This window comes from Alkalicoccus luteus (genome assembly GCF_052061695.1).
GTDB classification, from domain to species: Bacteria; Bacillota; Bacilli; order Bacillales; family Salisediminibacteriaceae; genus Alkalicoccus; species Alkalicoccus luteus.
In genome coordinates this window covers 134,051-158,340 of sequence record NZ_JBPZEY010000008.1, presented here as the reverse complement: position 1 = coordinate 158,340, position 24,290 = coordinate 134,051, and the positions used below count along the sequence as shown (strand labels likewise).

Genomic DNA, 24,290 nt, shown 5'->3' with positions numbered 1-24,290 from the left:
AGATTTCACACAAAAACGAACGGAGAATCTACATTGACACGCTATACTGGTACAACACGCATCTGATGATAGACAGAAAGGATGATCAGTGATGGAAAAAACAGCCTATACTCAGCCCGATGTCCGTCTTCCCGGTGAAAAGAGCGGTCCGCTGCAGGGGAAAACGTTCGCGGTGAAGGATGTCTTTCACGTAAAAGGGACAGCGAGCACGGCGGGGAATCCGGACTGGCTCCGCACCCACCCGCCTGCCAGTACGACGGCTCCAGCACTGGAGATTTTGTTAAAGGCGGGCGCCTCGATTCAAGGGCTGACCGTAACGGATGAACTGATGTACAGCCTGCACGGGGAAAATGCCCACTACGGCACGCCGCTTAATCCGCTTGCTCCGGAGAGTATACCGGGCGGATCGTCCAGCGGCTCTGCTTCTGCCGCTGCTTCGGGGGACTGTGATTTTGCCGTTGGAACTGACACCGGCGGATCGATCCGCATTCCTGCGGCGTATTGCGGACTGTACGGACTTCGTCCTACCCATGGACGTATTTCCACAGCAGGCCTGATTCCGCTTGCGCCTTCTTTCGATACGATCGGCTTGTTAAGCCCCGATTTCGATACGTTGCAGCAGGCCGCTTCTCTTTTTTATCCGCAGACAGATGAAGGACCGACCGATGTTTATTTCCTCGAAGAAGCGTGGGAGCTTGCGGAAGATAAGCAGATCATGGATCAGTTGGATCCGCTTCCGGTAAAATCAGGCGGACTTTCTCTTGCGCACCTGCAGGAAACGTTCCGCGTCGTGCAGGCTGCTGAGATATGGGAGCAGCACGGCACGTGGGTGACCGAGCATGTACCAGCGTTCGGCCCCGGCATTAAAGAACGGTTTGAAGCCGCTTCCCGCATTTCCGCAGCGGAAGCAGCTGAGGCGGTTGCAGAGCGAAACGCGCTTCGTAAGCAGCTTCAGCAGCTGGCGGCCGGAAGCATCCTCGTCATTCCAACCGCCCCGGGACCTGCTCCAGTCAAAAACCTGCCTCCGGTACAAGTAGACGATATAAGAACCCGCAGTTTGCGGCTTTGCGCGATTGCCGGCATCGGCGGGCTTCCTCAGCTGACGATTCCCATTAAGTCGGCTGGACGACGTATCAGCTTCTCTGTCATCGGCGCACCAGGTTCAGAAGACTCGCTCTTTTCCTGGGTCGGAAAGCACATTTCTAACGATGAACAAAGACTCAGCGTTTCACTCTTATAACAAAGAGGCTCTGCTGCTAATTTCTTACTTTTCCCTTTTTTCGTTTGCCGTTTCCTTTGTCAGGAAATATACCACAGTAAGACTATTGGAAAGGGGAACGCTACCTTGCAAACGACAGAATTAATTGAGCGCTCGATGCATTTAAATCACGGCTACTCATTCCAGGAATACGAGCAGTGTATTGAACGAAAGCTGACCGTTGAACGACGACGTGCCCGCAGCTATCAGGAAGGACTTGCGCAGGTGCATGCGATCAACCAGCGCATCCGTTAATGAAATAATCGCCATGGAGAGCCCCGGACAGAACCTTGTCCGGGGTTTTCTGCAGCTATGATCAGGGTACATTCGAACAGGCTATAACGTTCTCACGTTAAGATATCTGCCTATTTCATTTTTTATCCTGACACTAACGTCACCTTCAAGCCCATTACATTAATATTATGTAATTCCCTCTAAATACGTTTACTCCCACAGGTTTCTGGATATGGTTAACTATCACATAATAGGAGGGAACAGCGTATGAACAATGTAACCAATGAATTTCAAGCATTGCTCAGCGATCTCATTGGCTCTCTTGCGAATATTGTCGTCGCACTACTGCTTCTGCTGCTCGCATGGGTCATTGCACTCGCCGCAAAGAACATTATTTCAAAAGGGCTAAAAAAGCTTGGTGCCCATAAAGGACTCGCTAAAACTCCACTTGTCAAAAGTGAGGAACAAGGTGCAAGCATATTGGAAGCGACCTCCAAGCTGGTTTATTTCCTCGTCTTCATATTATTCCTGCCGGCTATTTTAGATGCACTGAACATGGAGTCGGTCGCCGGCCCAATCGCCAACATGACCGAAACGTTCCTGGAATTCCTGCCAAACATATTTGCAGCTGCTATTATTTTATTTGTCGGTATTTTTATTGCACGCCTCGTCAAGGATCTCGTTTACCGGTCCCTTGAAAGTCTGAAGGTTGACCACTGGTTTAATAAATGGACGCGGTTCGAAGGCTCTTCTTCTATGAAGCTGTCGGCGATTCTCGCGAACATCGTGTTCATCTTCCTGCTGATCCCGATTATCACGGTCGCGCTAGAAACGCTGAACATTCAGATGATCTCCGAGCCGATCACGAACGTCTTTAACAGCATTCTCGCAATGATTCCGAATGTCTTTGTCGCCATCATTCTCGTACTGGTCGGTTACTTTATCGCCCGTTTTGTCGGTGATCTGCTTATCAATCTGCTGCAGCGAACTGGTGTCGACAACGTATACAGCTTCTTCGAAATGGACGGACCGAAGAGCAGTTCCTTCCGCGTGTCCACCATTCTTGGACAGATTGTAAAAGTTGTTATCATCATCTTCTTCACGGTAGAAGCACTGAACGTACTCCAGCTGGAAGTGCTGAATAATATCGGCGGCGCCGTGCTTGCGTATCTGCCGCTGCTTGTCAGTGCCCTGCTGATTCTGCTTCTCGGTTTATTCGCAGGCCACTACCTTGGTGCCCTCGTGAAGAAATACTCCGGAAGCGGCTTCTATGCTTCTCTCGTAAAATATACGATCATCGTGTTTGCAGCCTTTATGACGTTTGATCAGCTGCAGTTCGCGACAACGATTGTGAATCTGGCATTCCTGCTGATTCTTGGTGCTGTTTCTGTCGCCTTTGCCATTGCCTTTGGTGTCGGTGGACGTGACTACGCTAAGACGAAGCTTGCAGAGCTTGACCGTAAAATGAAGAAAGAAAACGATAAGCCGGCTGACCCGTCTGCCGGACCGAAAACACCTGGCGGCCAGAGCGGCCCTTCAGGAGCATCCGGTACAGCTGGCGGATCAGACCGCACTCCGCCGGTGAACCCGCCTCGTCCACCTGAAGAAGATGCAGCTCCAAAACCGGTGGATCCAGACGACCCCGATCATCCGGACCACCCAAGGCCATAAAGACTAACGTTTGAAAGCGTCGTTCAGCATGCTGCTGAAGGGCGCTTTCTACTGTTTTTCACCGGTACGGTCCAGACTCTTGTGTCAGCGTTCGTTTTTCCACCATCCTGCATACATGCAGCACTATAGATGTAATTCACCTTAATTGCCGCCCGGCTCCTTTTTAACATAACGTGTATGTCATTCCGGCTTTTGATCATCGTTTGACCCTGGGAAGGATACCGCAGTCAGTGCAACTCGAAAAGACTGTGTCCTTCTTTACGATCATGCATAAGCCTGTCAGGCCGGGACGTATCTGCTTGAATGAATATTCAGTCAGGTAATCTGTCATTTCCCTTACCTTATTCTTATATATTACGATTTTCGAAATATTCAATTAGGTACATAGACCTCCCAACAGCTATATCGCCCCTTAAACAGGCAGGTCTTTTATCGATTTCATGCCTTCAATTGCACACAAAATGTGCATAGACACGGCACTTCGGTAGTATTTTCTCAATTCTAAAAATTCAATAGATTTATTGTGAAAATAATTGTAAAATTCTAATCAATGCGGCTGATCCTTCCTTGATAGGGGGAAGATGTCTGTCTGGATATTATCCGCACATACTATTTTGAGGAAAAGGGGCGTTTTGATGAAAGCAGCATTTCGTAAAAGTGTTGTCGTTTCAGTAGCAGCGTTAGTCGCTGGTTCCGGATTCAGCGGGACAGCAGTAGCGCAGGAGTCTTCCGATGAAGCTTCCGTTGCTACATTCCATCTCGATGCAGATAACGTTACAGAGGGCGACATTTCCGTTGTCGTTGAACTTGATGAAGAATCTGTTCTCGCTGCAGAACAGAGCGGCCGCTCTCAGTCTGCTGAAGTACTGGAGCAGGCACGAGCCGATATTTTTGAAGAGCTTGCCGAAGTAATTCCAGAAGCTGAAGTAAACTTTGAATACGATACTGTCTTCTCCGGTTTTTCTCTCGAGCTTCCTGGCGAAGAGCTGTATGAGCTTGCCTCTGTTGAAGGCATTAAAGCTGTATACCCGGATGTTGAATATGAAGTAGACAGCGTCCAGTCTGACGAATTCTCCATGGGCGAAGTATCGCCTGAAATGGACGAGAGCGCTCCATTCATCGGATCCGATGAAGCGTGGGATGCAGGCTATACGGGTGAAGGCGTGACGGTTGCCATTCTCGATACCGGGGTCGACTACACACACCCGGATCTGGAACACGCATTTGGCGACTATAAAGGCTGGGACTTCATCGATAACAACGATGACCCGCAAGAAACTCCTCCTGGAGATCCGCGCGGCGGTTCGACGAATCACGGAACGCACGTAGCTGGAACGGTTGCATCAAGCTTTGACAGCCCGTTCACAGGTGTTGCACCTGACGCAACGCTGCTCTCCTACCGTGTCCTCGGTCCAGGCGGCAGCGGCTCCACTCAGGGTGTTATCGCAGGGATTGAGCGTGCCGTGGAAGACGGCGCAGATGTGATGAACCTGTCACTCGGTAACGCAACAAACGATCCGGACTTTGCCACAAGCCTTGCGCTTGATCAGGCGATGGCTGACGGCGTAGTTGCTGTAACATCAAACGGAAACAGCGGACCGAACAACTGGACAGTTGGTTCTCCAGGTACTTCCCGTGATGCCATTTCTGTCGGTGCGACTCAGCTTCCATTTGACCTCTATACAGCTGAAGTGGTAACAGAAAGCGGACTGGATCTTTCTTCCGCTCAGGTAATGGGCTATGACGAAGTAGATGATCTGCTTGCACTGAACGACGGCGAGTATGAGCTTGTTGATGCCGGCCTTGCCACTGAGGAAGAAGTTGCAGAAGCGGATCTCGAAGGTAACATCGCACTAATCTCGCGCGGTGATTTCGCCTTCGTTGATAAGGTAACAAATGCAGCAGCAGAAGGGGCTGTCGGGGTTGTCATGTACAACAACGTAGCCGGTTCCATGCCGGAAATTCCAGGTCTGGCTCTGCCAACCGTTATGCTGAACCAGGATGATGGTCAGGCGCTTCTTGCTGACGTTCAGGCAGGCAACGACACTGTCTCCTTCGCGATCGAATTTGACCGTGAAGTCGGCGAAACAATGGCTGATTTCTCTTCCCGCGGACCGGTTATGGACACGTGGATGATTAAGCCGGATGTTTCAGCTCCTGGTGTCGGCATTGTCAGCACCGTTCCAACCCATAATGAAGAAGAGCCGCACGGCTATGCTTCTCTGCAGGGTACGAGCATGTCCGCACCGCACGTAGCAGGTGCTGCAGCGCTGATTCTGGAAGCAAACCCGGATTGGGGCGTTGACTTTGTAAAGTCTTCGCTTATGAACACAGCAGAAAACATGGTGGACCGCGACGGCAATCCGTATGCCCATAATTCCCAGGGTGCCGGAAGCATCCGCGTGATGGACGCAATTGAAACAGAAGTACTTGTTGTTCCTGGCAGCCACTCTTTCGGTATTTTCGAAAAGGATAACGGTCGTCAGGTGGAGCGTCAACACTTTGACATTCACAACACATCTGATGAAGCAAAGCGCTACTCAATGGAACTGACTGGCATGGAAGGCGTCCGCTTGCAGAACAGCAACAACCTGCGCGTACAGCCTGGACAGTCCCAAAAGCTGAACTTTGGTGTACAGGTTGACGCGTCTTCACTTGAGCCTGGCTACCACGAAGGTACCATTCAACTGAGCGACGGATCTTCTACTATTGAAGTACCGACGATCCTCTTCGTCCAGCAGCCGGACTACCCGATCATGAGCCAGCTTTCTCTAAGCATTAACAGTGCTGGACACCTTGCCGGAACCGTTAATCTGCCGGCCGGGGCTGATTACTTCAGCGTCTTTATTCAGGAAACATCCGGTGCAGTAGCCCCTTATGAAACTGCAGTTTCTGAGGACGTCTCCAACGGAATCCACGGCTTTACATGGGACCTGACACTCGGCGGCGAGCCAGCTCCTGCTGGAAGTTATGAGATTATAACCTATGCGAAGCTGGGTGAGCAGGAACTTTACATGTCCGGCGGAGTACTGACACTTAACTAATGTTGATTTTATAAAAACCGTTCCGGGAGCGAAAAGCTCCCCGGAACGGTTTTTTCATTGAATGGAATACTCTTTCCACAGGAAGTTCTGAATGCTCGTTTGTGACAGATCAACCTTCTCATACGGTAAAGACGGCTTTTCGGGCTCATATTATATGGATCGCTTCCGAGGTGCGGAAGCCTTCTTCTTTGCACTTTTTCAGGAAGGCAAAGCTCTACTACAATTCAAGAAAGTGCTTTAATGCGCCGCAAATACCATTCTGCGAGCCGTTTAACGAACTTTCTCCACCTCAGCACTACCGACCGTACCCGGATGAGTCTTCATATACAAAAGAGGCTCTCCACCTAGGAAAGCCTCTTAAAGGGATTTGTTTGTTCGAGAAAAGCGTCCCAATCAGTAGGCGCGGCTCCTTTGCTTTCATGGTGAATACGCTGGAGCACTGGCATCCCTATTCGACATCGAGGCGTCGCATAAAGAAGGGCTCCCTCTGTTTCTAATTAGCTCGTGCCAATCGTCAAGGGGGTCAACTGAACTGCCCGCTGCCGACATTGAAGGACCTCGACCCTGGGAGGATCAGAATGAGGCGAAGATCCGCCGGATAGCAAAACGAGAAGCCGAGGCCGTTCCCTCCGGAAAGCGAGTGTCCATCAATACAGACAGATGCAAGGTGATTCACCTGAAATCACGTTATCGACAATTTGAAAAGAGGCTCTCCGTCATGGAGAGCCCCTTCTCATGCCGTGGCTGTTTTACAGCATCTGGCTGATGGATTTTGGAAGCAGGTACTGAAGCAGGTAGTCCGGGCCTCCGGCCTTGGAATCCGTGCCGGACAGCTTGAACCCGCCGAACGGGTGGTAGCCGACAATCGCCCCGGTACAGTTGCGGTTGAAGTACAGGTTCCCGACGTGGAAGTTCTGCTTCGCGTACTCGAGGTGGTCAACGTTGTTGGAGATCACCGCGCCGGTCAGGCCGTACTCGGTGTTGTTCGCAATGTCGATCGCCTCTTCGTAGCTCGATGCCTTGCAGAGCGCCAGCACCGGTCCGAAGATCTCCTCCTGCATGATGCGCGCATCCGGTGCGGCATCGCCGAAGATCGTCGGCTTGATGAAGAAGCCGGTGCTGTCATCGGACTCGTCGCCGGTGAGCAGCGTCGCTTCTTTCTTGCCGATCTCAATGTAGCTCGTCACCTTGTCATACGCCTTCTGGTTGATGACCGGTCCGAGGTAGTTCTCGTACTTCTCGCTGTCGCCGAGCGTGAGCTTTTCCGTCTCTTCGACGACGCGCTGCGCGACCGTGTCGTACAGATCCTCATGGATCACGGCACGGCTTCCGGCCGAGCACTTCTGGCCGGAGAAGTTGAACGCGGCCGTGACGATCGCGTTGACCGCCGTTTCCACGTCGGCATCCTTATCGACCACGACGGTGTCCTTCCCGCCCATTTCCGCGAGCACACGCTTCAAGTGGCGCTGGCCTTCCTGCACCTTCGCCGCCCGTTCCATGATGCGAAGGCCGGTGGCCTTCGATCCGGTGAACGTGATCAGCGCCGTGTCCTTGTGATCGACGAGGTAGTCGCCGATTTCATGCGGCTCTCCCGGCACGAAGTTCAGTACGCCGTCCGGCACACCCGCTTCGCGCATGATGTCCACGAACTTCGCGGCGATGATCGGTGTCGGCTCGGCTGGCTTCAGGAGCACCGTGTTGCCGGCGACAAGCGGCGCCACCGTCGTGCCCATCATGATCGCCGCCGAGAAGTTCCACGGCGGAATCGTCACCGCGACCCCCGCGGACGTGTAGAGGTACTGGTTGCTTTCGCCGTCACGGCTTTCAATCTTCTTGCCGTCTTTCAGCTCGATCATCTGGCGGCCGTAGTACTCGAGGAAGTCGATCCCTTCGGCCACTTCAATGTCCGCTTCCACCCACGGCTTGCCCGCTTCCTTGACGACCGTCGCCGACAGCTCGTGCTTGCGGCGGCGCATGATCGCCGCGGCACGGAACAACAGCTCGGCGCGCGCGACCGGGTTCGTCTGGCTCCAGGCCGGGAACGCCTTCTTCGCAGCCTCAAATGCCGCGTCGATGTCCTTTGTGGACGCTTTGGAGACGCTGCCGATCACTTCGTCGTGGTTGCACGGGTTGTAGCTGACGAGCTTGTCCTTGGTCGTGACCTCTTTGCCGTCAATGACGAGCGGGTATTCCTTGCCGATGTCTTTTTTCACGACCGCGAGGGCCTCTAAAAATTCTTTCTGGTTCTCTTCCTTCGTGAAATCCGTAAACGGTTCGTGCTTATAATCTGTATACATAAATATCACTCCTTTAAGTAGAATAACTATTACTTAGCCAGTACTTTCTCAATGCGCTCCAGCGCCCAGTCAAGGTCTTCTTCTGAAATAATGAGCGGAGGTGCGAAACGAATGACATTTTCACGTGTTTCTTTGCAGAGCAGCCCTTCTGCCTTCAGTTCTTCACAGTAGGAACGTGCCGGCACCGTCAGCTCGACACCGATAAACAGGCCTCGTCCGCGGATTTCTTTGATTTTATCGTTATCAATTTTAGCGAGACGCTCACGGAAGTAGCTGCCAAGTCTGCGGGAACGATCAGCAAGCTGCTCTTCCTCAAGTACGTCCAGTGCAGCAACGGCAACAGCTGCGCCGAGCGGATTGCCGCCAAACGTAGAGCCGTGCGAGCCTGGATCGAATACACCGAGCACATCTTCATCTGCAGCTACGCAGGAGATTGGAAACACGCCGCCGCCGAGTGCTTTTCCGAGAATGTACATATCCGGCTTCACTTCTTCCCAGTCACACGCGAACGTCATACCCGTCCGGCAAAGGCCGGTTTGAATTTCATCTGCGATAAAGAGAACGTTGTGCTCGTTGCAGAGCTTCTGCGCTTCTTTCAGGAAGCCTTCCGGAGGCAGCACAACGCCGCCTTCACCTTGAATCGGCTCAACGAGAAACGCTGCTGTATTTGGCGTAATCGTCTGCTTCAGTGCTTCAATATCCCCGTAAGGAATGGTCTTGATACCTGGAAGCATTGGCCCAAAGCCCGTTGTATCATTTTCTTCCGCTGCAAGCGATACAGCCGTCATCGTACGTCCGTGGAAATTCCCGTGGCAGGCAATCACTTCTGCCTGGTTATCCGCGATTCCTTTGCGGCGGTAGCCCCAGCGCCGGGCCGCTTTGATCGCGGTTTCAACAGCTTCTGCACCTGTGTTCATCGGCAGCACAAGCTCTTTGCCGGTCAGCTCACTGACTTTATCATAAAAGAAACCGAGCTGATCGTTATGAAACGCACGGGATGTCAGGGTTACCTTTTCAGCCTGATCCTTCAGTGCCTGAATGATTTTCGGATGACGGTGCCCCTGGTTCAGTGCAGAATAAGCACTGAGCATGTCGATATAGCGGTTGCCTTCCGGATCTTCCACCCAGACCCCTTCTGCTTTCGATATAACGATTGGCAGCGGATGATAGTTCCGCGCCCCGTGTTTTTCCGTTTGCGTAATAACTTCCTTTGTGCTTACTGTTGTTGCCATGTGTATCACCCTTTCCATTGATCATCAGGCGTTCATCAACAAACAGAATGCCATCATAATGTTCCACCACTCTAATAATGCAAGAAAGATGCCAACTTTTAAAGCCTTCCTTGAAAGGGGTTTCAACGTATAGCACGCAAAATTATTTTTCTTTCGCAGAAAATAACACGCCAACCATTTTTGCGTCAGCGCATCGTTTTCCGGATACCGAGCTTTTTCATACGATACTGCAGGCTCTGCCTGCTCAATCCGAGCGTTTCGGCCGTTTCCTGTATCCTGAACCGGTGCCGCTCCAGCTGTTCAAGCACAAACCGGCGCTCCGCTTCATGCAAATAGTCCTTCAGCGTGATGTTTTCCACTGCTGCAGGCTCCGGCACCACGGCTTCTCTGCGCCTTTTTTTCTGAAAGTGGAGTGGAAGATGGCGAACCTCAATGCGATCCTCTTCAGTCATCATATTCAGCGCGCCTTCAATGACGTGCTCCAGCTCGCGGACGTTGCCGGGCCAGTGATAGCCGGTCAGCAGCTCATTTGTCTGCGTACTTACTCCCTGTACATCCATCTGAAAGAGGTCATTGTATTTAGTGATAAAAAAATCCGTGAGCACCGGCAGATCCTCCATTCGCTCTCTGAGCGGCGGAACAAACAGTGCTACGACGCTAAGGCGGTAGTAAAGGTCTTTACGAAGTCTGCCTTCAGTCACCGCATCAATCGGATCTTCGTTCATCGTTGCGATCAGGCGGACATCGACCTTTTTTTCCTCCTGTGCTCCAATCCGGCGCACCGATTTCTCCTGAATAACCCGCAGCAGCCTCGACTGCAGATCCGGACTTAACGAGTTCAGCTCATCCAGCAGAAGCGTGCCCCCCTCGGCCTGTTCGAATAATCCGGGCCGGTTCTCCGCTCCCGTAAAAGCTCCCTTTGTCGTCCCAAACAAAATCCCCTCAATCAGGCTTTCCGGAAGCGCCGCACAGTTCTGGCTGATAAACGGACCGGATGAGCGACTGCTGCCGTTATGAATACTTTGGGCGAACAGCTCTTTTCCCGTTCCGGTCTCACCGACAATCAGGACGGACGACGTCGTGCGGACGGCTCGTCGTGCATGATCAATCACTTCTTTCAACGCGGCACTTACGCCGATAATATCCTCAAAGCTGTAGCGCCTGCTTCCGTTTCGCATGTTCTCCTGCACGAGCCGCTCCAGCCGGGTGATATCCTTTGTCACCTCCAGCGCACCGATGATTGTTTCCCCGTCCCGCACGGGAAACGTATGGTTGATCGTTGTGATCTCGACTCCGCGCTTGTTCATGTACGTCTGCTTTTCGTTTCGTGCCTCTTTTCCCTCTGCCATCGCGCGGTGAAGCGTACTCCCGCCATCGTCGGTGAACCGGAACACCTCCCGGATCGGCTGGCCGATCACTTCCTCCGGATCCATGTTTTCGATTTCGGACAGCTTGCGGTTATACATAATCGTTCTGCCGTCAGTATCAATTGCATGCACGCCGACATCAATTTCCTCCATCAGCTTTTCATACATTTTTAAGTTCCGCTCATACTCCTTCACCGGCACGCCCCCTCTACAGCAAATTTTTTTGTCATCATAGCAGGGAATCCGAAAAAAAGCAAAAAAACCTGTCGTATCTCCAATTGCCGAATTAACAAGTAAGCTTGATAAGAAGAAGATAAATGATGAAACAGCTGCCTTGAAAATAGCTCGTTCAACCAACGTACATCATCGGCGAAGGCTTACCCAGGCGAAGGCTTACCCAAGGGCTTGTGCTCGACTACTATTGGCGAAAGAGCCTGTCGCCAACGTGGATTCTCGCACTGCGCTGATCCTTTTGGTGTCCTCGCCTTCGTTTCACAGCGTTCGTAATACTCCTCTTTCATGGTGCAGGTTGTCATTTCATGAGCGTCTCTGGTAACGTTCATTAACCGAGCTTATGTAATAAAGCAGACCTCCAATATAGTTTACAGCATCTCAAAAAAAAAGAGCCGGTAGTCCATGTTGGACCTCCGGCTCTCTGTTCGTAAGCGGGGTTACTGCCTGTCTACAAAAGGCTGCGTTTCCTTACTTTTCAGCGTGCTCCTTTACCCGGAACCAGCCTGGTGTGTTTACGATCGCATTCCAGAGCGGCTCTGGTACGACCAATTCTTCACGGTCATCCACCGACAGCTCGGTACGGATCTCATCCTCGCGCCCTTCTGCGACTTTTTCGATCCAGTGAGGTTCGACGACGAGCTCACGTCCGATTGCCATAAGAGGAACGCCGCCTTCCATTGCTTTGTCGACGTCATCCGGTGTATGCAGCGATCCGACGCCGACGACCGGGATGCGTTCACCTACTGCATCCTGAATCATCTGCACACGGGAGCGGGAGTCACTCTTGTCGCGCATCGATCCTCCGTGAAAATCCTGAACGGAAATGTGCAGGTAATCGAGCTTTTCACTGCTGAGACGCTCCACGAGCTGCATCGTATCTTCCATCGTAATCCCCGGATTCTCCATTTCCTCCGGTGAAATACGGTAGCCGATGATGAAGTCGTCATCTGCTTTTTCAGCGGCCTTCATGACGCTCTCCACAACTGCCAGCGGGAATGCCATCCGCTTTTCGAGGGTGCCGCCCCACTTGTCTGAACGGCGGTTGGAATGCGGCGAGAAAAACTGTTGAATCAGGTACGTGTTGGCACCATGAATTTCGACTCCGTCAAAGCCAGCTTCGATCGCCCGGCGCGTCGCTTCACCGAACGCTTCTATTACTTCATCGATCTCTTCCGGCTTCAGTTCGCGAGGCGTGACAGCCCCCTCCCGTACAGGTGCTACGGCACTGGCACTGACTGGCTGGCCGTCCGGAAGAAGCTCTGGGGGCGCCATACGTCCGCCGTGGAAAATCTGCAGAATCGCTTTTGCCCCCTCGCCTTTAATCGTATCTGCCAGCTGCTTAAGGCTTGGCACCAGCTCGTCGCGCTCCACGCCAATCTCGCCCGGGAAGCCTTGTCCGCCCGGCGTGACGTTGGCACATGCCGTGATAACGGCACCGACTCCGCGGGAACGCTCCCGGTAATAGTCACGCTCAGCCTGCGTCGTTTCTCCGTTTTCTGCTGAAGAAAAGTTTGTCATTGGCGCAAGCATTATCCGGTTGCGCAGCTCTGCCCCATTTGCAAATGTATAAGGTTCCATAAATCGTCTCATGTTCATTTCCTCCTTTAAATCGTTCATGCCTTTCTTATTGTAAGCAGATCTGCAGCGAATGAGAAATGATCTGCTCATCCCTCTTGCAGATCAATGGTGAATGTGCGAAACTATAAATCGTAATAGTTTCGATTTATAATATAGATCAGGAGGAGATGACGATGCTCTCTGCGAGACAGGAATTTGCAAGACGGAGGTGGCTTGACTCGGTTCCGGAGCCGCTCAGAAGCGTTTACGAATAGGTTTACCAGCGGGAGCTGCAGCTGGCTGATGCAGCTGAATCAGAGAGCGATCTGCTCGAGGCAGCCCGCCGCAATCCGCCCGTGCTAGAAGCGTCCGAAAAGTTCAATCTGGATCCGATGCATGTTTACACGCTCGTTCAAAAGCTTGATGCTGAATATATCGAAACCGCCCCTTCGATTGAAGAGGCGGTTCAGGTAATCGACTATACAGATGTCTATAAAAAATCCGGCGGAGCTCGCGAGCGGTATCTGCTGATTCAAAGTCAGAGATAAACCGTATCATCTTTTGACAATCGCTCCAGCTTTAAGCTGGAAAAACACGCTTCATACGAGGCACTTTTCCCTGGACAGCAGGCGTAAATCCCGGCCTCAAGCGGCTGCCCAGCGCTCTCCTCCAAATGGGCGATGCGAATTTGAAACCAGCTTTCGCCATCCTTTGAGGTGTCAATGAATACTTCATTTCCGACCCGGCTTATCCGGAAAAAAACCGGTTTATCCGGATCGGGCTCAGGTTGGGAAGACCAGTCTGAGTAGCCGTGCGTCGTGACGACAGCTCCAAGCTTGGACGGTCCTTTTTCCATGTATTCCACCGAAGCTTTGACCCATGTCTCTTCCGAATGCCGCAGGTAGATGCCCGCCTGATCGTACTGATGCTCAGCTCGTCCGCTGCAGCGGACCGTGAGACGAAAATCGCCCTTCATCCGCGTAAATAAAAATGGTCCATTGTCGTGACAAAATCCATAATGCGTCCGCTGCCAGTAGTCCGTCTCTGCAGCCGGCGCAATGCAAAGACCTTTTTCCCCTACATGCCACTCAGGCTCATTCCTCCAAGTGAAACCGTCCGGAAGCCCATTCTTAAAATCCGTTTCTGTCAGCAGCTCTGCCATCTCCATCCCGCCCCTTTCCAAACTGGTATGTACTCACCTTTACCCGCTTTAGGCCGGCTCAACCCACTGTTTTTAAGCTCAAATAAAGGGGAATAGCACGACGAAAGGATGTGGAGTGCATGAATCTGACAGATCGAATTATTATCGTAACCGGCGGGGCGAGGGGTATCGGCCGCGCAGTCGTCAGCCAGCTGCTTGACAAAGGAGCGATCGTTGCCGCCATAGCCCGTACGAGTGAATCGCTCGAAGCACTGCAGCGCGAGCTAAACAGCAGCCGCCTGCACACGTTTCAGGCAGACGTAAGTTCAGAAGAAGACGTGCTGCAGCTTTTTCAGAACGTTTCATCGACATGCGGACACCCGCATGCGCTTGTGAACAACGCCGGCGTCGGCATTTTTAAGCCGGTCGAAGAAATGACGGCCGATGACTGGGATCAGCAGCTGAATGTCAATACGCGCGGCGCATTTTTATGTGCGCGGGAAGCGTTCCGGATGATGAAGGAGAGCGGCGGCCAGATTGTAAACGTCGCCTCCAACCTTGGCTATGAAGTTCGGGAAAAAGCTTCTGCCTACTGCGCAAGCAAATGGGCGCTTGTCGGCTTTTCCAAAACGCTGAATCAGGAGGGCAGAGCCTACGATATCCGCGTATCGACCGTTTCCCCCGGACTCGTGCAAACCGATTTCGCCGGCGTCAGCGCATCAGAAAAAAGCAGCGGACTGCATCCGGACACAGTAGCCCGGACGATCGTGCAAACGCTGGAGCTTCCTGACGATACCGGTGAGATGGAAATCATCTTAAATCCGTAATCATTTCCCGGGAAATACCGATCGGGCAGCATGCGTAAGTGAAAGTGCCTCCCGGTCGGCAATCACCGTCACATTCGGGTGCCGCTGCAGAACCGTTGCCGGCACTTCTTCTGTTACAGGACCCTCGATCATATCGCGGACTGCCTCTGCCTTTTCGGCTCCGGACGCGAGCAGCAGAATTTCCTCTGCCTTCATGATCGTTCCGATCCCCATTGTGACCGCTTGACGCGGCACCTGTTCTTCTTTTTCAAAGAACCGCGCATTGGCTTCGATTGTTTCTTCCGTTAAATCCACCACTCGGCTTTTCCCATCAAACGGGCTGCCTGGCTCATTGAACCCGATATGTCCATTTGCGCCGATACCTAGAAGCTGCAGCTCAATGCCAAGCGATGTTACCAGCTTTTCGTAATCATCCGCCTCTTTTTCCGGCGAAGCTGCCTTTCCATCCGGCAAATATGCGTGTTCCATCGGGATGTCTACGTGCTTAAAAAAGTGTTCCTGCATATAGACGTGATAGCTGTTCGGATGCGTTGCTCCAAGGCCGATATATTCGTCGAGGTTTACCGTCGTCAGCTCCTTTAATGAATGACTGTGATGGTTGATCTGCTTTGTCAGCCGCTCATAAAATCTGATCGGCGTCCCTCCTGTTGCAAGCCCAAGCACCCGCATACCACTCTGCAGGCGCCGCCATACATATCCGGCGGCTGCTTCGCTCATATCTTCATAGTTTTTCGTCTCGATGATATTCATTTGTCCTCACCTCCGTTATACACACAGACTCCCTTAATGTATGTTTTAGCTACGTCCCCATTCGGATCAAGCATTGTGAAATCAGCGTCTTTTCCAGTGGCAAGACTTCCTTTCCGGTCGGATACACCGAGCGCCTTCGCAGGCTGAAGCGAGGCCATCTGCACCGCTTCTTCAAATGAAGCACCGCTGAATTCACTCATATTGCGCACAGCTTCATGCATACGAAGGACGCTTCCGGCGAGCGTTCCATCTTCCAGGACAGCTTCGTTGCCGCGCACTGTGACTTCCTGGCCGCCAAGCTGATACGTGCCGTCTTCTTTTCCTTTCGCCCGCATGGCATCGGTGATCAGCAGCAGCCGCTCCGCACCAAGCTGCTGATACGTAAACGCACAGGCTTCCGGACTGACGTGCACGCCATCTGCGATCAGCTCTGCCCGGACGCTGCCGTTCATGAGCACTCCGCCGACAACACCCGGATCCCGGTGATGAAATCCTCTCATTCCGTTATAAAAATGAGTCGCATGCGACACACCGCGCGCCAGGGCTTCAGCGGTCTGGCTGCACGTTGCATCCGTGTGGCCCATCGAGACGATGACGCCATGCCCAACAAGTACCTCTGTTAATCCTTCCTCGTCAAGCTCAGGCGCCATCGTCACAAGCCGGATCGTACCGCCTGCCGCCTCCTGAAATTCTTCAAACAGCTTGATCGAAGGTGGCACGATAAAGGCTTCCGGCTGCGCTCCCTTTCTGGCCGCATGGATAAACGGTCCCTCCAAGTGAACACCAAGCAGTTCAGCTCCTTCTCCATCAGGCTGGAATGCGGCAGCAGCTGCAAGCGCCTGCTTCGTATCTGCTATGGACTGCGTCAGCGTCGTCGCCAAAAAAGAGGTTGTTCCTTCGGCCGGAAGCGCGCGTGCGATCGTATCCAGTGCTTCCTCTGTGCAATCCATGACGTCGGCTCCGGCGGCTCCGTGAATATGAATATCGATAAAACCTGGAACGATTCGCAGCTCCTCAGCGTCAATCCGCTCTCCTTCATCCTCTTTCTGCGCAGGACGCAGTTCGGCGATAACACCTTTTTCCAGACGGAAGAGCGGATCCGGGATCACTCCCTGCTCCGTATAAGCATGTGCTCCTTTAAAGATCAGCGTCGTCATGTTTGTCCTCCTCTGCGCAGTTCGGGAATGCGCCTCTCCCAGCGTCTGATCAGCCTTTCGTTCCATTCATCAGCACCATCAATATTGCTGCTGAGCAGCACCGGTGCTTCTTCGCCCCAATCCAGCAGCAGACGAACCGTTTCAGCAGTGAAAGCATGCCCGGCCGTTGTCGCTGCCACCGTGGAAACCGGAGAAAAACGGACGTGAAGCCGCTCGTCCTGTAATACGGCATCACCCGGCGGAACGTGCGTGTCGATCACGACATCAGCCGCTTCAAACAGGCGCATACCGGCGTCGCCCCGCGGTTCTGTTTCCGCGGACGCCTTGACAGAAGTGATACCGATCACCGGCACCCCCGCTGCTTTCGCTGCCCGCGCCACTGCGAGTGGAGCAGGATTTCGTCCGGTAGTCGATACAACGATCATCACGTCTTCCGGACGCAGATCAAGCTGTTCCCTGAACACAGCCTCCCAGCCGTTCTTCCGTTCCGCCTCCATCGACCGAAGCGCCCCGTGCTGTGGAAGCAGTTCATCTATCCAGACCGGCCGGACCGGAACGAGTCCACCGGCTCGAAAAAACAACTCCTCTCCGATCATGTGGGAATGTCCGGCTCCAAAACAGTGCAGGATGCCGCCTTTTGCAATCGCTTCTGCAGCAAGCTGTGCTGCTTGATGAATAGCGCCCTCCTCCTGTTCAAGATCGTCCAGCAGCTCCCGTACTTTCTCCGTATAGGCGCGCAGCACCTTACTTCCCTCCCTGTGAACGCGGGAGATCAAGATGGAAACGGTAACGGTCTGCCCGGTAGCGGGAGCGGACAAGCTCAAGCGGGCGACCGTCTGCGGTGTACGTCTGCCGTTCCATGACGAGAACCGGTCCCCCGGCTTTCGCCTGAAGATGCATCGCCTCTGCTTCGCTAAGCACTGCGGCCTCCATCCACTGCTCTGCACGGCCGATCCGGATGCCGGCCCGTTCTTCCAGCCACGTATAGAGGGATCCAGAGGCAGCTTCTTCGGGCATCGGTCCTGAAAGTGCGGCCGACAGCCACGTTTCTTCAAGCGCCATCGGCACTTTATCCGCAAGTCGCAGCCGCTTCATATAATAAACAGGCTCATCCGGCTCCAGCCCGAGAAACGAAGCAGCCTCTGCCGGGCATTCCTGCTTTTCAAACGTTAATACCGTAGCCGAAGGCTCCATGCCGCGTGCGCGCATGTCTTCACTGAAGCTTGTCAGGCCACTGAGATGCTGCTCAATTTTTTCTTCGGCGACGAAGGTGCCTGTGCCTTGTTTACGATAGACGATCCCGTCATCTACGAGAGAAGCGATCGCTTGCCTGACCGTCATGCGGCTGATCGCAAACTGCTCCGACAGCTCCCGTTCAGATGGCATCATATCTCCCGGCTTGAGTTCTCCCTGGTCGATCCGCCGTCTCAGCTGCTCAGCCAGCTGATAATAAATCGGTATAGACGATTCCTTGTTCACCATAGCGTTCCCTCCTGAAGTCAATGTCTTTCTATATAGTGTAGCAAGTTTATGTATGGTTGTCTATACCACTATACATGCAGGGCATTTATTTCCCTGCTCTTTCAACCATTTCGTTGGCTGAAGCCTGAAGTCCGGTAATCAGGCAGTCCTGTCTGATCCACTCGTGCAGCGTTTCCAGTTTAATCCGGCGGGCCTCGGACACTTCCTCACGCTGTAAATCAAGCCTCTCCAAAGAAAACGGGCGCTCCACGAACCAGATATCGTGCACGTAGCTGTCATGCCACGTTCGCTTCAGCTTGTCTAACTTGGATAGCTCCAGCTCCATTCCGATTTCCTCTTTCACTTCCCGGACAGCTGCTTCCCGGGACGATTCCCCTGAAAGCGCCGATCCGCCTGGTGTTTCCCACATTCCGGGGTGCGGCTTTTCAAGGGCCCGCCGGGTTACGAGCACATGATCCTGATCGACGATCCACGTGTGCACGACTAAGTGATAGTACCCTTCCGGCAATGGTTTGCCGCGCTGGATCGTCTGCCCCGTCTTCTTCCCTTCCTGGTCAAGCAAATCCCAGATCTCCATTTGATCCCGCTCCTTTTTCAGCCAATCATCAGGCGGCTCTCATGAAACGATCACCTTTCCATTATGATAACAAAACGGCGGGGCCACCGCAGCCCGCCGTTTTTTCCTTTTCTACCCGTCGACAATAACGTCTTCATTCCCTATTTTCGCAAACCTGCCGAATCCGCCCATCATGTTTTTCACGTCGGTGATGCCGTTCTTTTGCAAAATACTCGCCCCGATTGCTGACCGCAGGCCGGTTCCGCACTGCACGAGCACCGGTTTGTCTGTCGCCACTTCTTTTATCCGGTGCGGAAGTTCTCCAAGCATGATGTGCGTCGAGCCTTCGACATATCCATTTTTCCGTTCGGCTGCACCGCGCACATCCAGCACGTGCACGCTCCCACTTTCAATCCAGACCGATGCCTGTTCAGGTGTCAGCTGGTCAAACGACTGCGGCTTGCCAATCGTCATCGCGACGGATGGATTGGCCCACCCTTTCAGCTGATCGAGTCCGATCGAGCGAAGCGCCGTTTTCAGCTCGTCGACCTGGGATTCTTCAACGATCGCGTAAATCGGCTCATCGTAGTTCAACAGCCAGCCGGCCCAGTTCGTAAACGATTTGTTCAGCGGAAGGTTCATCACGCCCTCCATATGGGCAGCTGCAAACTGCTCCGGCGGCCGTATATCAATCACTTGACCGGTTGAGACAGCTTCCTGGAGCAGCTCCTTGCCCATCACTTCTGGATCGGTGAGATCCTTCAAAAATGCCGGGCCTGCTTTATTCACTTTCTTCATCTCTGCGAAATAGACCGGCGGTTCCGGCTGGTCTGCCACAAGATCCTGTTTAAACTGCTCCTTATCCGTATACTGCAGCGCCCAGTTGAAGCGCTTCTCATAGCCGACAGTCGAACTCGGCACGGAACCGAGTGACTTGCCGCAGGCGCTGCCTGCACCATGCCCGGGAAGCACCTGAGTAAAGTCCGGCAGCTGCTTAAATGTCTCAAGCGAATGAAACATATCCTCCGCGCCGGCCGCGGCCGTGTCCTTTTGCTTGGCCGCTTTTTCCAGCAAATCCGGCCGGCCGATGTCGCCGACGAACACAAAATCACCGGTGAAAATTCCGAGCGGCTCATCCGCTTCTGCTCCGCCATCTGTGACGAGAAAGGATATACTTTCCGGCGTATGTCCCGGTGTATGCAGGACATCAAACCGGATCTTTCCGAGCATAATCTGATCCTGGTCCTTCAGCAGCTGATGATCCAGCATATCTATGTTCTCGTATTTCCACTCGGATGGCCCCTCATCCGACACATACAGAACGGCTCCGGTACGGTCGGCAAGCTCGCGGGCCCCGCACAAATAATCGGCATGAATATGCGTCTCCATGACACCTGTGATCGTCATTCCGTGCTCCTCAGCGGCTTTAATATACGGCTGCACGTCCCGGGCAGGATCAATCACGACCGCCTCATTCGCCGCCTGGCAGCCTACAAGATAAGATGCCTGGGCAAGCTTGTCATCATAAAAATACTGCAATAGCATAAAACAGTCCCTCCTTGAATCATTTATATACCCACATAGGTACTATCACCTTTCTTCTCCACAATTAAACATGATTCATCTGATTCGTCTGGAAATAAAAAGGGTAATGTCTTACTACTACATGCTTAAAGGAGGCATTCACATGAGTAAGGACGGAATGGAAGACAAGACGAAAGGTAAGTTTGAGAAAGCAAAAGGAAAGACAAAGGAAAAAGTCGGCGAGTGGACGGACGACAAGGAAACGAAGCGCGAAGGTACGAAGGAAAAGGTAAAGGGCAGCGTTGAAGATAAAAAAGGCGATATTAAAAACAAAGACTAGCAATGTCTGTTTTGAAACAAATCTGCTCAATGGGCCGAAGCCGTCCACAAAGAGATGGACGGCTCTGCTCTGCCACTAAATTGACAGTACTGTCATATAAAAGGAGTCGGTTTTTCGATGAAAGCTGTACAGATTGAAACGTTTGGAAGTCCGGATGTACTTGCATACAAAGAGCTTGATACGCCTGTTCCAGGTGAACAGGAGGTCCTGATCGACGTAACGGCGATCGGCGTCAATTTCGCCGATACGATGAGACGTCAGGATGCCTATGTCGTTGACACGCCGCTGCCGTTTATCCCCGGTTCAGAAGTCGTTGGTACCGTGTCCGCAAAAGGAAGCGGCGTCTCCGACCAGGTTCAGGAAGGACAGCGCGTCGCTGCGCTGATCGGAGAAGGGGCATACGCAGAGCAGGTTACCGCGCATGAAAAGACGCTCATCCCTGTGCCGGAAAACCTGAGCGACGAAGAAGCGGCTGCTCTTCCGCTGCAGGGGCTGAGCGCCTACCACATTATCCATACGATGGGCCGGCTTGAAGCCGGAGAAACGATTCTTATTCATGCGGCGGCCGGCGGTGTCGGCACTCTCGCTGTCCAGCTCGCCAAGGAAGCCGGGGCTGGCACGATCATTGCGACTGCGAGCACAGAGAAAAAACGACAGACCGCGCTCGATCTTGGAGCGGATCACGCCGTTGATTATACGAAGGACAACTGGAAGGATGAGGTGCTCAAGCTGACCGGTGATCATGGCGTCGACGTGGCTCTTGAAATGGCCGGCGGTTCCATTTTTCACGATACGCTCGAGATTTTAGCTCCGTTTGGACGCCTCGTCTTCTTCGGTGCCGCGAGCGGAGAGCTGCCGGAATTCAGTCCGTTCAGTCTGCTCGAAAAAAATAAGTCCGTCATCGGCTTCTTTCTGCCGCAGATGATGGCAAGACCTAAAGCATTTCAGGAAAGCCTGGAAACGATCATGCGGCTCGCTGCCGAGGGCAAGCTGAAGCTGACGATCGGCGGCACGTATCCGCTGCGGGAGGCGGCTTCCCTTCACGAAGACATGGAAAACCGCCGCACGAGCGGAAAAATGATCCTGACGCCTTAACCAATCCGCAGACCGACAAAGACTACGACCGCGAGCGCGAGGCCCGCAGACAGCAGCAGTGCTACACTGTAACTGGATGCGGCTGCCCGCGCTCCTTTTTCGTCCAGCTGCTTCACAAGCCGGCGGCTGTAAAGACCGGTGCCGACAGCGGTCACGAGAATAATCAGTGCCCCGGCCTGCTCCATGACGAGCATGTAAAGCGGGAGCGTCTCCCTGTTCAGCTGTAAAATCATGTACACGCCCGTCATCAAAACAATTCCAGCTGCAGGCAGGACGCCAAGATTGACAAACCTTGTCATACGGCAAATCTGCCGCTTTTCTGCTTCTGCTAGTTCCCCCTGCTGCGCCATTCCTCTCAGCAGCCAGGCGAAGGCTGCAAAGGAGCCGATCCAGAGCGCAATCCCCCCAATGTGCAAGCTGTATGCTGCTTCATATACCATGTTCATTCATCCTTTCTGCTGATAACGTCCAACTCAGCGTACCAGGCGAATATGAACAGCAAATGAACAACTGTTATGCTTTCGGCAGCGTCACGGTCACTGTCGTTCCCTCTCCTACACTGCTGTCGGCAGAAACAGCGCCTCCATGCAGCTCCGTCAATGAACGGACAATCGAGAGACCGATCCCGGTGCCTGCTTTTCCGGAGCGGGAGCTGTCTGCTTTGTAAAAACGGTCCCACATCTGCTCCAGCGCTTCTTTTGTCATCCCGCTTCCTTCATCACGTATCGAAACGGAAACTGATTCGCGGTGCTCCGTGAACGTAAGCGTAATCGTACTGTTTTTTGGTGAAAATGCGGCAGCGTTGGCGAGCAGGTTGATCCAGACTTGGTCCAGCCGCTCTCGATCCCCCCAGACAACCGCTTCTGTTTCTCCTGTCAGCACCGTGCGGCGGCTTCCGAGTTCGGGCCGGGCTGTTTCCAGAACCCGCTCGAGAGCAGGTTTAAGTGATACCGGTGCACAATCGAGCTCGATTCTTCCGCCTTCCAGCTTCGTGAGGTCAAGCAAGTCATGCACCAGCTTAATCAGCCGCTCCGTTTCTCCGCGCATGAGTCTATAGTAATAGGGGCGCCGTTCGTCCGGAATCGTACCGTCCTCCAGCGCCGTTAAAAACCCCTTGATCGACGTCAGCGGAGAACGGAGATCGTGGGTCACGTTGGCTAGAAACGCTTTTCGGAGCTGCTCCGTCTCGGCAAGCTCCTCCCCCATCTGGTTTAAAGAACGACCGAGCCGGCTGATCTCAAGCGGTCCGTGCTCATCGACACGCACTGAGAAATCACCGCCGCTTACAGCAGACGCCGCCCTGCTCATCTCACGAAGCGGATCTGCAAGGCGCCTGGATACAACCCAGACCATCCCTGCTGCAAGCATTAAAACACCGCCGATCGTGCCCGCAATCGCCGTGACTGCACGGATGTAATCATGCTCCAGACCGGTGAATACTGTGCGGATATAGCCCTCGTCAAATGACGACACGACTTCGTAATGCAGCTCGCCGCCGGTCCAGTAGCCTGAGGCCGCTTCGCTTCCGCTATCCAGCAGCTCTGCCTCGTAATTAGAGCCGCTGAGCACCGCGGACAGGCTTTCCTCTCGTTCATCTGAAGACCAGCCGTAGCGATCAGCCGTCTGCAGCTGGCTCTTCACTGCTTCCCGGATGTCAGCATGCCGCTGCTCAAAATCGTCGTACAGCGTGTAGTGAAACTGAATGATATAAGCGGCACCGAAGACGAGAAACGATCCGAGAATGACAGCAGCGTATGTCGAGAACAACTTTCGGAACAGCGACTGCTTTCTCATGTTATTTCCTCAAGCCGGTAGCCCGCCTGCCGCACCGTGACGAGTTGAACGCCGCTCTCAACCGTATCAAGTCGTCTGCGGATGCGCTTTACATGTACGTCCACCGTCCGGGGATCACCGTCAAAGTCCCGTCCCCAGACGGCATCGAGCAGCTGCTCTCTCGTCAGCGTCTGTCCGGAGTACTGCATGAAAAAAGCAAGCAGCTCCAGCTCCCGCGGCGGAAACAGCAGTTTTTCTCCGGCAGCCGTCAGCTCCCGGTTTTGCATGTCCACCTGCAAGCGACCGCTTGAAAGCAGGCTCCCGGTCGAAAAAGGGTGAGCCCGCCGGAGAAGCGCGTGAATCCGTGCCATCAGTTCATTCGGATCGAATGGCTTTACGACATAGTCGTCGGCGCCAATGTCCAGTCCACGTACGATGTCGTCCGCCTCTCCTCTTCCGGTCAGCATCAGAATCGGCAGCAGCGGATTGTCTTTTCTGATTTCCCGGCACAGTTCCCAGCCGCTTCGCTCCGGCAGCATAATATCAAGCAGAACTAAGTCCGGCTCCTCGTCATAGTAAGCAGCGAGCCCGGCTTCCCCGTCCGCTGCCGTGATGAGTTCAAGCTTTGCTTTATCTGTATAGAGCGATACGAGCTCGCAAATGTGAGCATCGTCTTCCACCATCAGCAGTTTGTACACGTTCCGCACCTCCTGCCTGCAGTGTAGCAGATTTTTATGAACACCGGATGAAC

General features: G+C 53.3%; 22 protein-coding genes. 8 read left to right on the top strand and 14 right to left on the bottom strand.

Translation table 11 applies throughout. The features are described 5' to 3' along the window. Positions 1–91: 91 nt before the first annotated feature. The 4 genes from ACSZLD_RS12260 to ACSZLD_RS12245 all read left to right on the top strand — a co-directional run bounded on the left by ACSZLD_RS12260 (position 92) and on the right by ACSZLD_RS12245 (position 6,207). Entirely contained in the window at positions 92–1,240 is a 1,149-nt protein-coding gene (locus ACSZLD_RS12260) for an amidase (RefSeq protein WP_444685336.1), read from the top strand. Positions 1,241–1,345: 105 nt separating this feature from the next. Next, complete coding sequence (locus ACSZLD_RS12255) at positions 1,346–1,513, top strand: YuzK family famiily protein (RefSeq protein ID WP_377909719.1); 168 nt, start codon at positions 1,346–1,348, stop codon at positions 1,511–1,513. 246 nt (positions 1,514–1,759) lie between these two features. Further along, a complete protein-coding gene (locus ACSZLD_RS12250) occupies positions 1,760–3,163 on the top strand; it encodes a mechanosensitive ion channel (protein ID WP_377909720.1) in 1,404 nt (467 codons plus the stop codon). A gap of 635 nt (positions 3,164–3,798) precedes the next feature. Beyond that, positions 3,799–6,207 carry a S8 family serine peptidase gene (locus ACSZLD_RS12245; RefSeq protein WP_444685335.1) on the top strand — a complete coding sequence of 803 codons (2,409 nt, stop codon included), beginning with the start codon at positions 3,799–3,801 and terminating at the stop codon, positions 6,205–6,207. Positions 6,208–6,956: 749 nt separating this feature from the next. On the opposite strand, the gene pruA is transcribed toward ACSZLD_RS12245, so the two are convergent. The 4 genes from pruA to ACSZLD_RS12225 all read right to left on the bottom strand — a co-directional run bounded on the left by pruA (position 6,957) and on the right by ACSZLD_RS12225 (position 12,933). Further along, entirely contained in the window at positions 6,957–8,504 is a 1,548-nt protein-coding gene (pruA, locus tag ACSZLD_RS12240; RefSeq protein WP_444685334.1) for an L-glutamate gamma-semialdehyde dehydrogenase, read from the bottom strand. A 29-nt stretch (positions 8,505–8,533) separates the two neighbouring features. Beyond that, entirely contained in the window at positions 8,534–9,736 is a 1,203-nt protein-coding gene (locus ACSZLD_RS12235) for an ornithine--oxo-acid transaminase (RefSeq protein ID WP_444685333.1), read from the bottom strand. Between the two features lie 185 nt (positions 9,737–9,921). Next, positions 9,922–11,271, bottom strand: coding sequence for a sigma-54 interaction domain-containing protein (locus tag ACSZLD_RS12230; RefSeq protein WP_444685356.1), 1,350 nt, complete (start codon positions 11,269–11,271; stop codon positions 9,922–9,924). 534 nt (positions 11,272–11,805) lie between these two features. Next, positions 11,806–12,933 (bottom strand): NADH-dependent flavin oxidoreductase, encoded by a 1,128-nt coding sequence (locus ACSZLD_RS12225; RefSeq protein ID WP_444685355.1) that lies wholly within the window; start codon positions 12,931–12,933, stop codon positions 11,806–11,808. Positions 12,934–13,250: 317 nt separating this feature from the next. Between ACSZLD_RS12225 and ACSZLD_RS12220 the strand changes: the two genes are divergently transcribed. Further along, the gene (locus ACSZLD_RS12220; protein ID WP_444685332.1) at positions 13,251–13,442 is read left to right on the top strand and encodes a hypothetical protein; all 192 of its coding nucleotides are present in this window, start codon (positions 13,251–13,253) and stop codon (positions 13,440–13,442) included. Here the strand turns inward: ACSZLD_RS12220 and ACSZLD_RS12215 are convergent. Next, complete coding sequence (locus tag ACSZLD_RS12215) at positions 13,433–14,056, bottom strand: DUF1349 domain-containing protein (protein ID WP_444685331.1); 624 nt, start codon at positions 14,054–14,056, stop codon at positions 13,433–13,435. The two genes, ACSZLD_RS12220 and ACSZLD_RS12215, sit on opposite strands and share 10 nt — an antisense overlap. A 119-nt stretch (positions 14,057–14,175) precedes the next feature. On the opposite strand from ACSZLD_RS12215, the gene ACSZLD_RS12210 reads away from it, so the two are divergent. Continuing rightward, complete coding sequence (locus ACSZLD_RS12210) at positions 14,176–14,862, top strand: SDR family oxidoreductase (protein WP_377909393.1); 687 nt, start codon at positions 14,176–14,178, stop codon at positions 14,860–14,862. Here ACSZLD_RS12210 and nagB read toward each other — a convergent pair whose 3' ends face one another. From nagB to ACSZLD_RS12180, 6 genes are all read right to left on the bottom strand, one after another. After that, a complete protein-coding gene (gene nagB, locus ACSZLD_RS12205; RefSeq protein WP_444685330.1) occupies positions 14,863–15,612 on the bottom strand; it encodes a glucosamine-6-phosphate deaminase in 750 nt (249 codons plus the stop codon). It abuts the gene before it with no gap. Beyond that, the gene (gene nagA, locus ACSZLD_RS12200; RefSeq protein ID WP_444685329.1) at positions 15,609–16,769 is read right to left on the bottom strand and encodes an N-acetylglucosamine-6-phosphate deacetylase; all 1,161 of its coding nucleotides are present in this window, start codon (positions 16,767–16,769) and stop codon (positions 15,609–15,611) included. The genes nagB and nagA overlap by 4 nt, the downstream gene beginning before the upstream one ends. Beyond that, a complete protein-coding gene (locus ACSZLD_RS12195; protein ID WP_444685328.1) occupies positions 16,766–17,512 on the bottom strand; it encodes an SIS domain-containing protein in 747 nt (248 codons plus the stop codon). The genes nagA and ACSZLD_RS12195 overlap by 4 nt, the downstream gene beginning before the upstream one ends. Position 17,513: 1 nt before the next feature. Next, positions 17,514–18,251 (bottom strand): GntR family transcriptional regulator, encoded by a 738-nt coding sequence (locus ACSZLD_RS12190; RefSeq protein WP_444685327.1) that lies wholly within the window; start codon positions 18,249–18,251, stop codon positions 17,514–17,516. Between the two features lie 85 nt (positions 18,252–18,336). Next, positions 18,337–18,828: an NUDIX hydrolase gene (locus tag ACSZLD_RS12185; RefSeq protein WP_444685326.1), complete on the bottom strand. Its 492-nt coding sequence runs from the start codon at positions 18,826–18,828 to the stop codon at positions 18,337–18,339. Between the two features lie 111 nt (positions 18,829–18,939). Continuing rightward, positions 18,940–20,352 (bottom strand): MBL fold metallo-hydrolase, encoded by a 1,413-nt coding sequence (locus ACSZLD_RS12180; RefSeq protein WP_444685325.1) that lies wholly within the window; start codon positions 20,350–20,352, stop codon positions 18,940–18,942. A gap of 142 nt (positions 20,353–20,494) precedes the next feature. Between ACSZLD_RS12180 and ACSZLD_RS12175 the strand changes: the two genes are divergently transcribed. Both ACSZLD_RS12175 and ACSZLD_RS12170 read left to right on the top strand, forming a co-directional pair. Next, positions 20,495–20,671 (top strand): CsbD family protein, encoded by a 177-nt coding sequence (locus ACSZLD_RS12175; RefSeq protein ID WP_168004398.1) that lies wholly within the window; start codon positions 20,495–20,497, stop codon positions 20,669–20,671. Between the two features lie 117 nt (positions 20,672–20,788). After that, positions 20,789–21,766: a quinone oxidoreductase family protein gene (locus tag ACSZLD_RS12170; RefSeq protein WP_444685324.1), complete on the top strand. Its 978-nt coding sequence runs from the start codon at positions 20,789–20,791 to the stop codon at positions 21,764–21,766. Here the strand turns inward: ACSZLD_RS12170 and ACSZLD_RS12165 are convergent. The 3 genes from ACSZLD_RS12165 to ACSZLD_RS12155 form a co-directional block, all read right to left on the bottom strand. After that, on the bottom strand, positions 21,763–22,206 hold the full coding sequence (locus tag ACSZLD_RS12165) for a hypothetical protein (RefSeq protein WP_444685323.1): 444 nt from the start codon (positions 22,204–22,206) through the stop codon (positions 21,763–21,765). The two genes, ACSZLD_RS12170 and ACSZLD_RS12165, sit on opposite strands and share 4 nt — an antisense overlap. 73 nt (positions 22,207–22,279) lie before the next feature. Further along, entirely contained in the window at positions 22,280–23,560 is a 1,281-nt protein-coding gene (locus ACSZLD_RS12160) for a sensor histidine kinase (protein WP_444685322.1), read from the bottom strand. After that, positions 23,557–24,237: a response regulator transcription factor gene (locus ACSZLD_RS12155; protein ID WP_444685321.1), complete on the bottom strand. Its 681-nt coding sequence runs from the start codon at positions 24,235–24,237 to the stop codon at positions 23,557–23,559. The genes ACSZLD_RS12160 and ACSZLD_RS12155 overlap by 4 nt, the downstream gene beginning before the upstream one ends. Between the last annotated feature and the right edge of the window lie 53 nt (positions 24,238–24,290).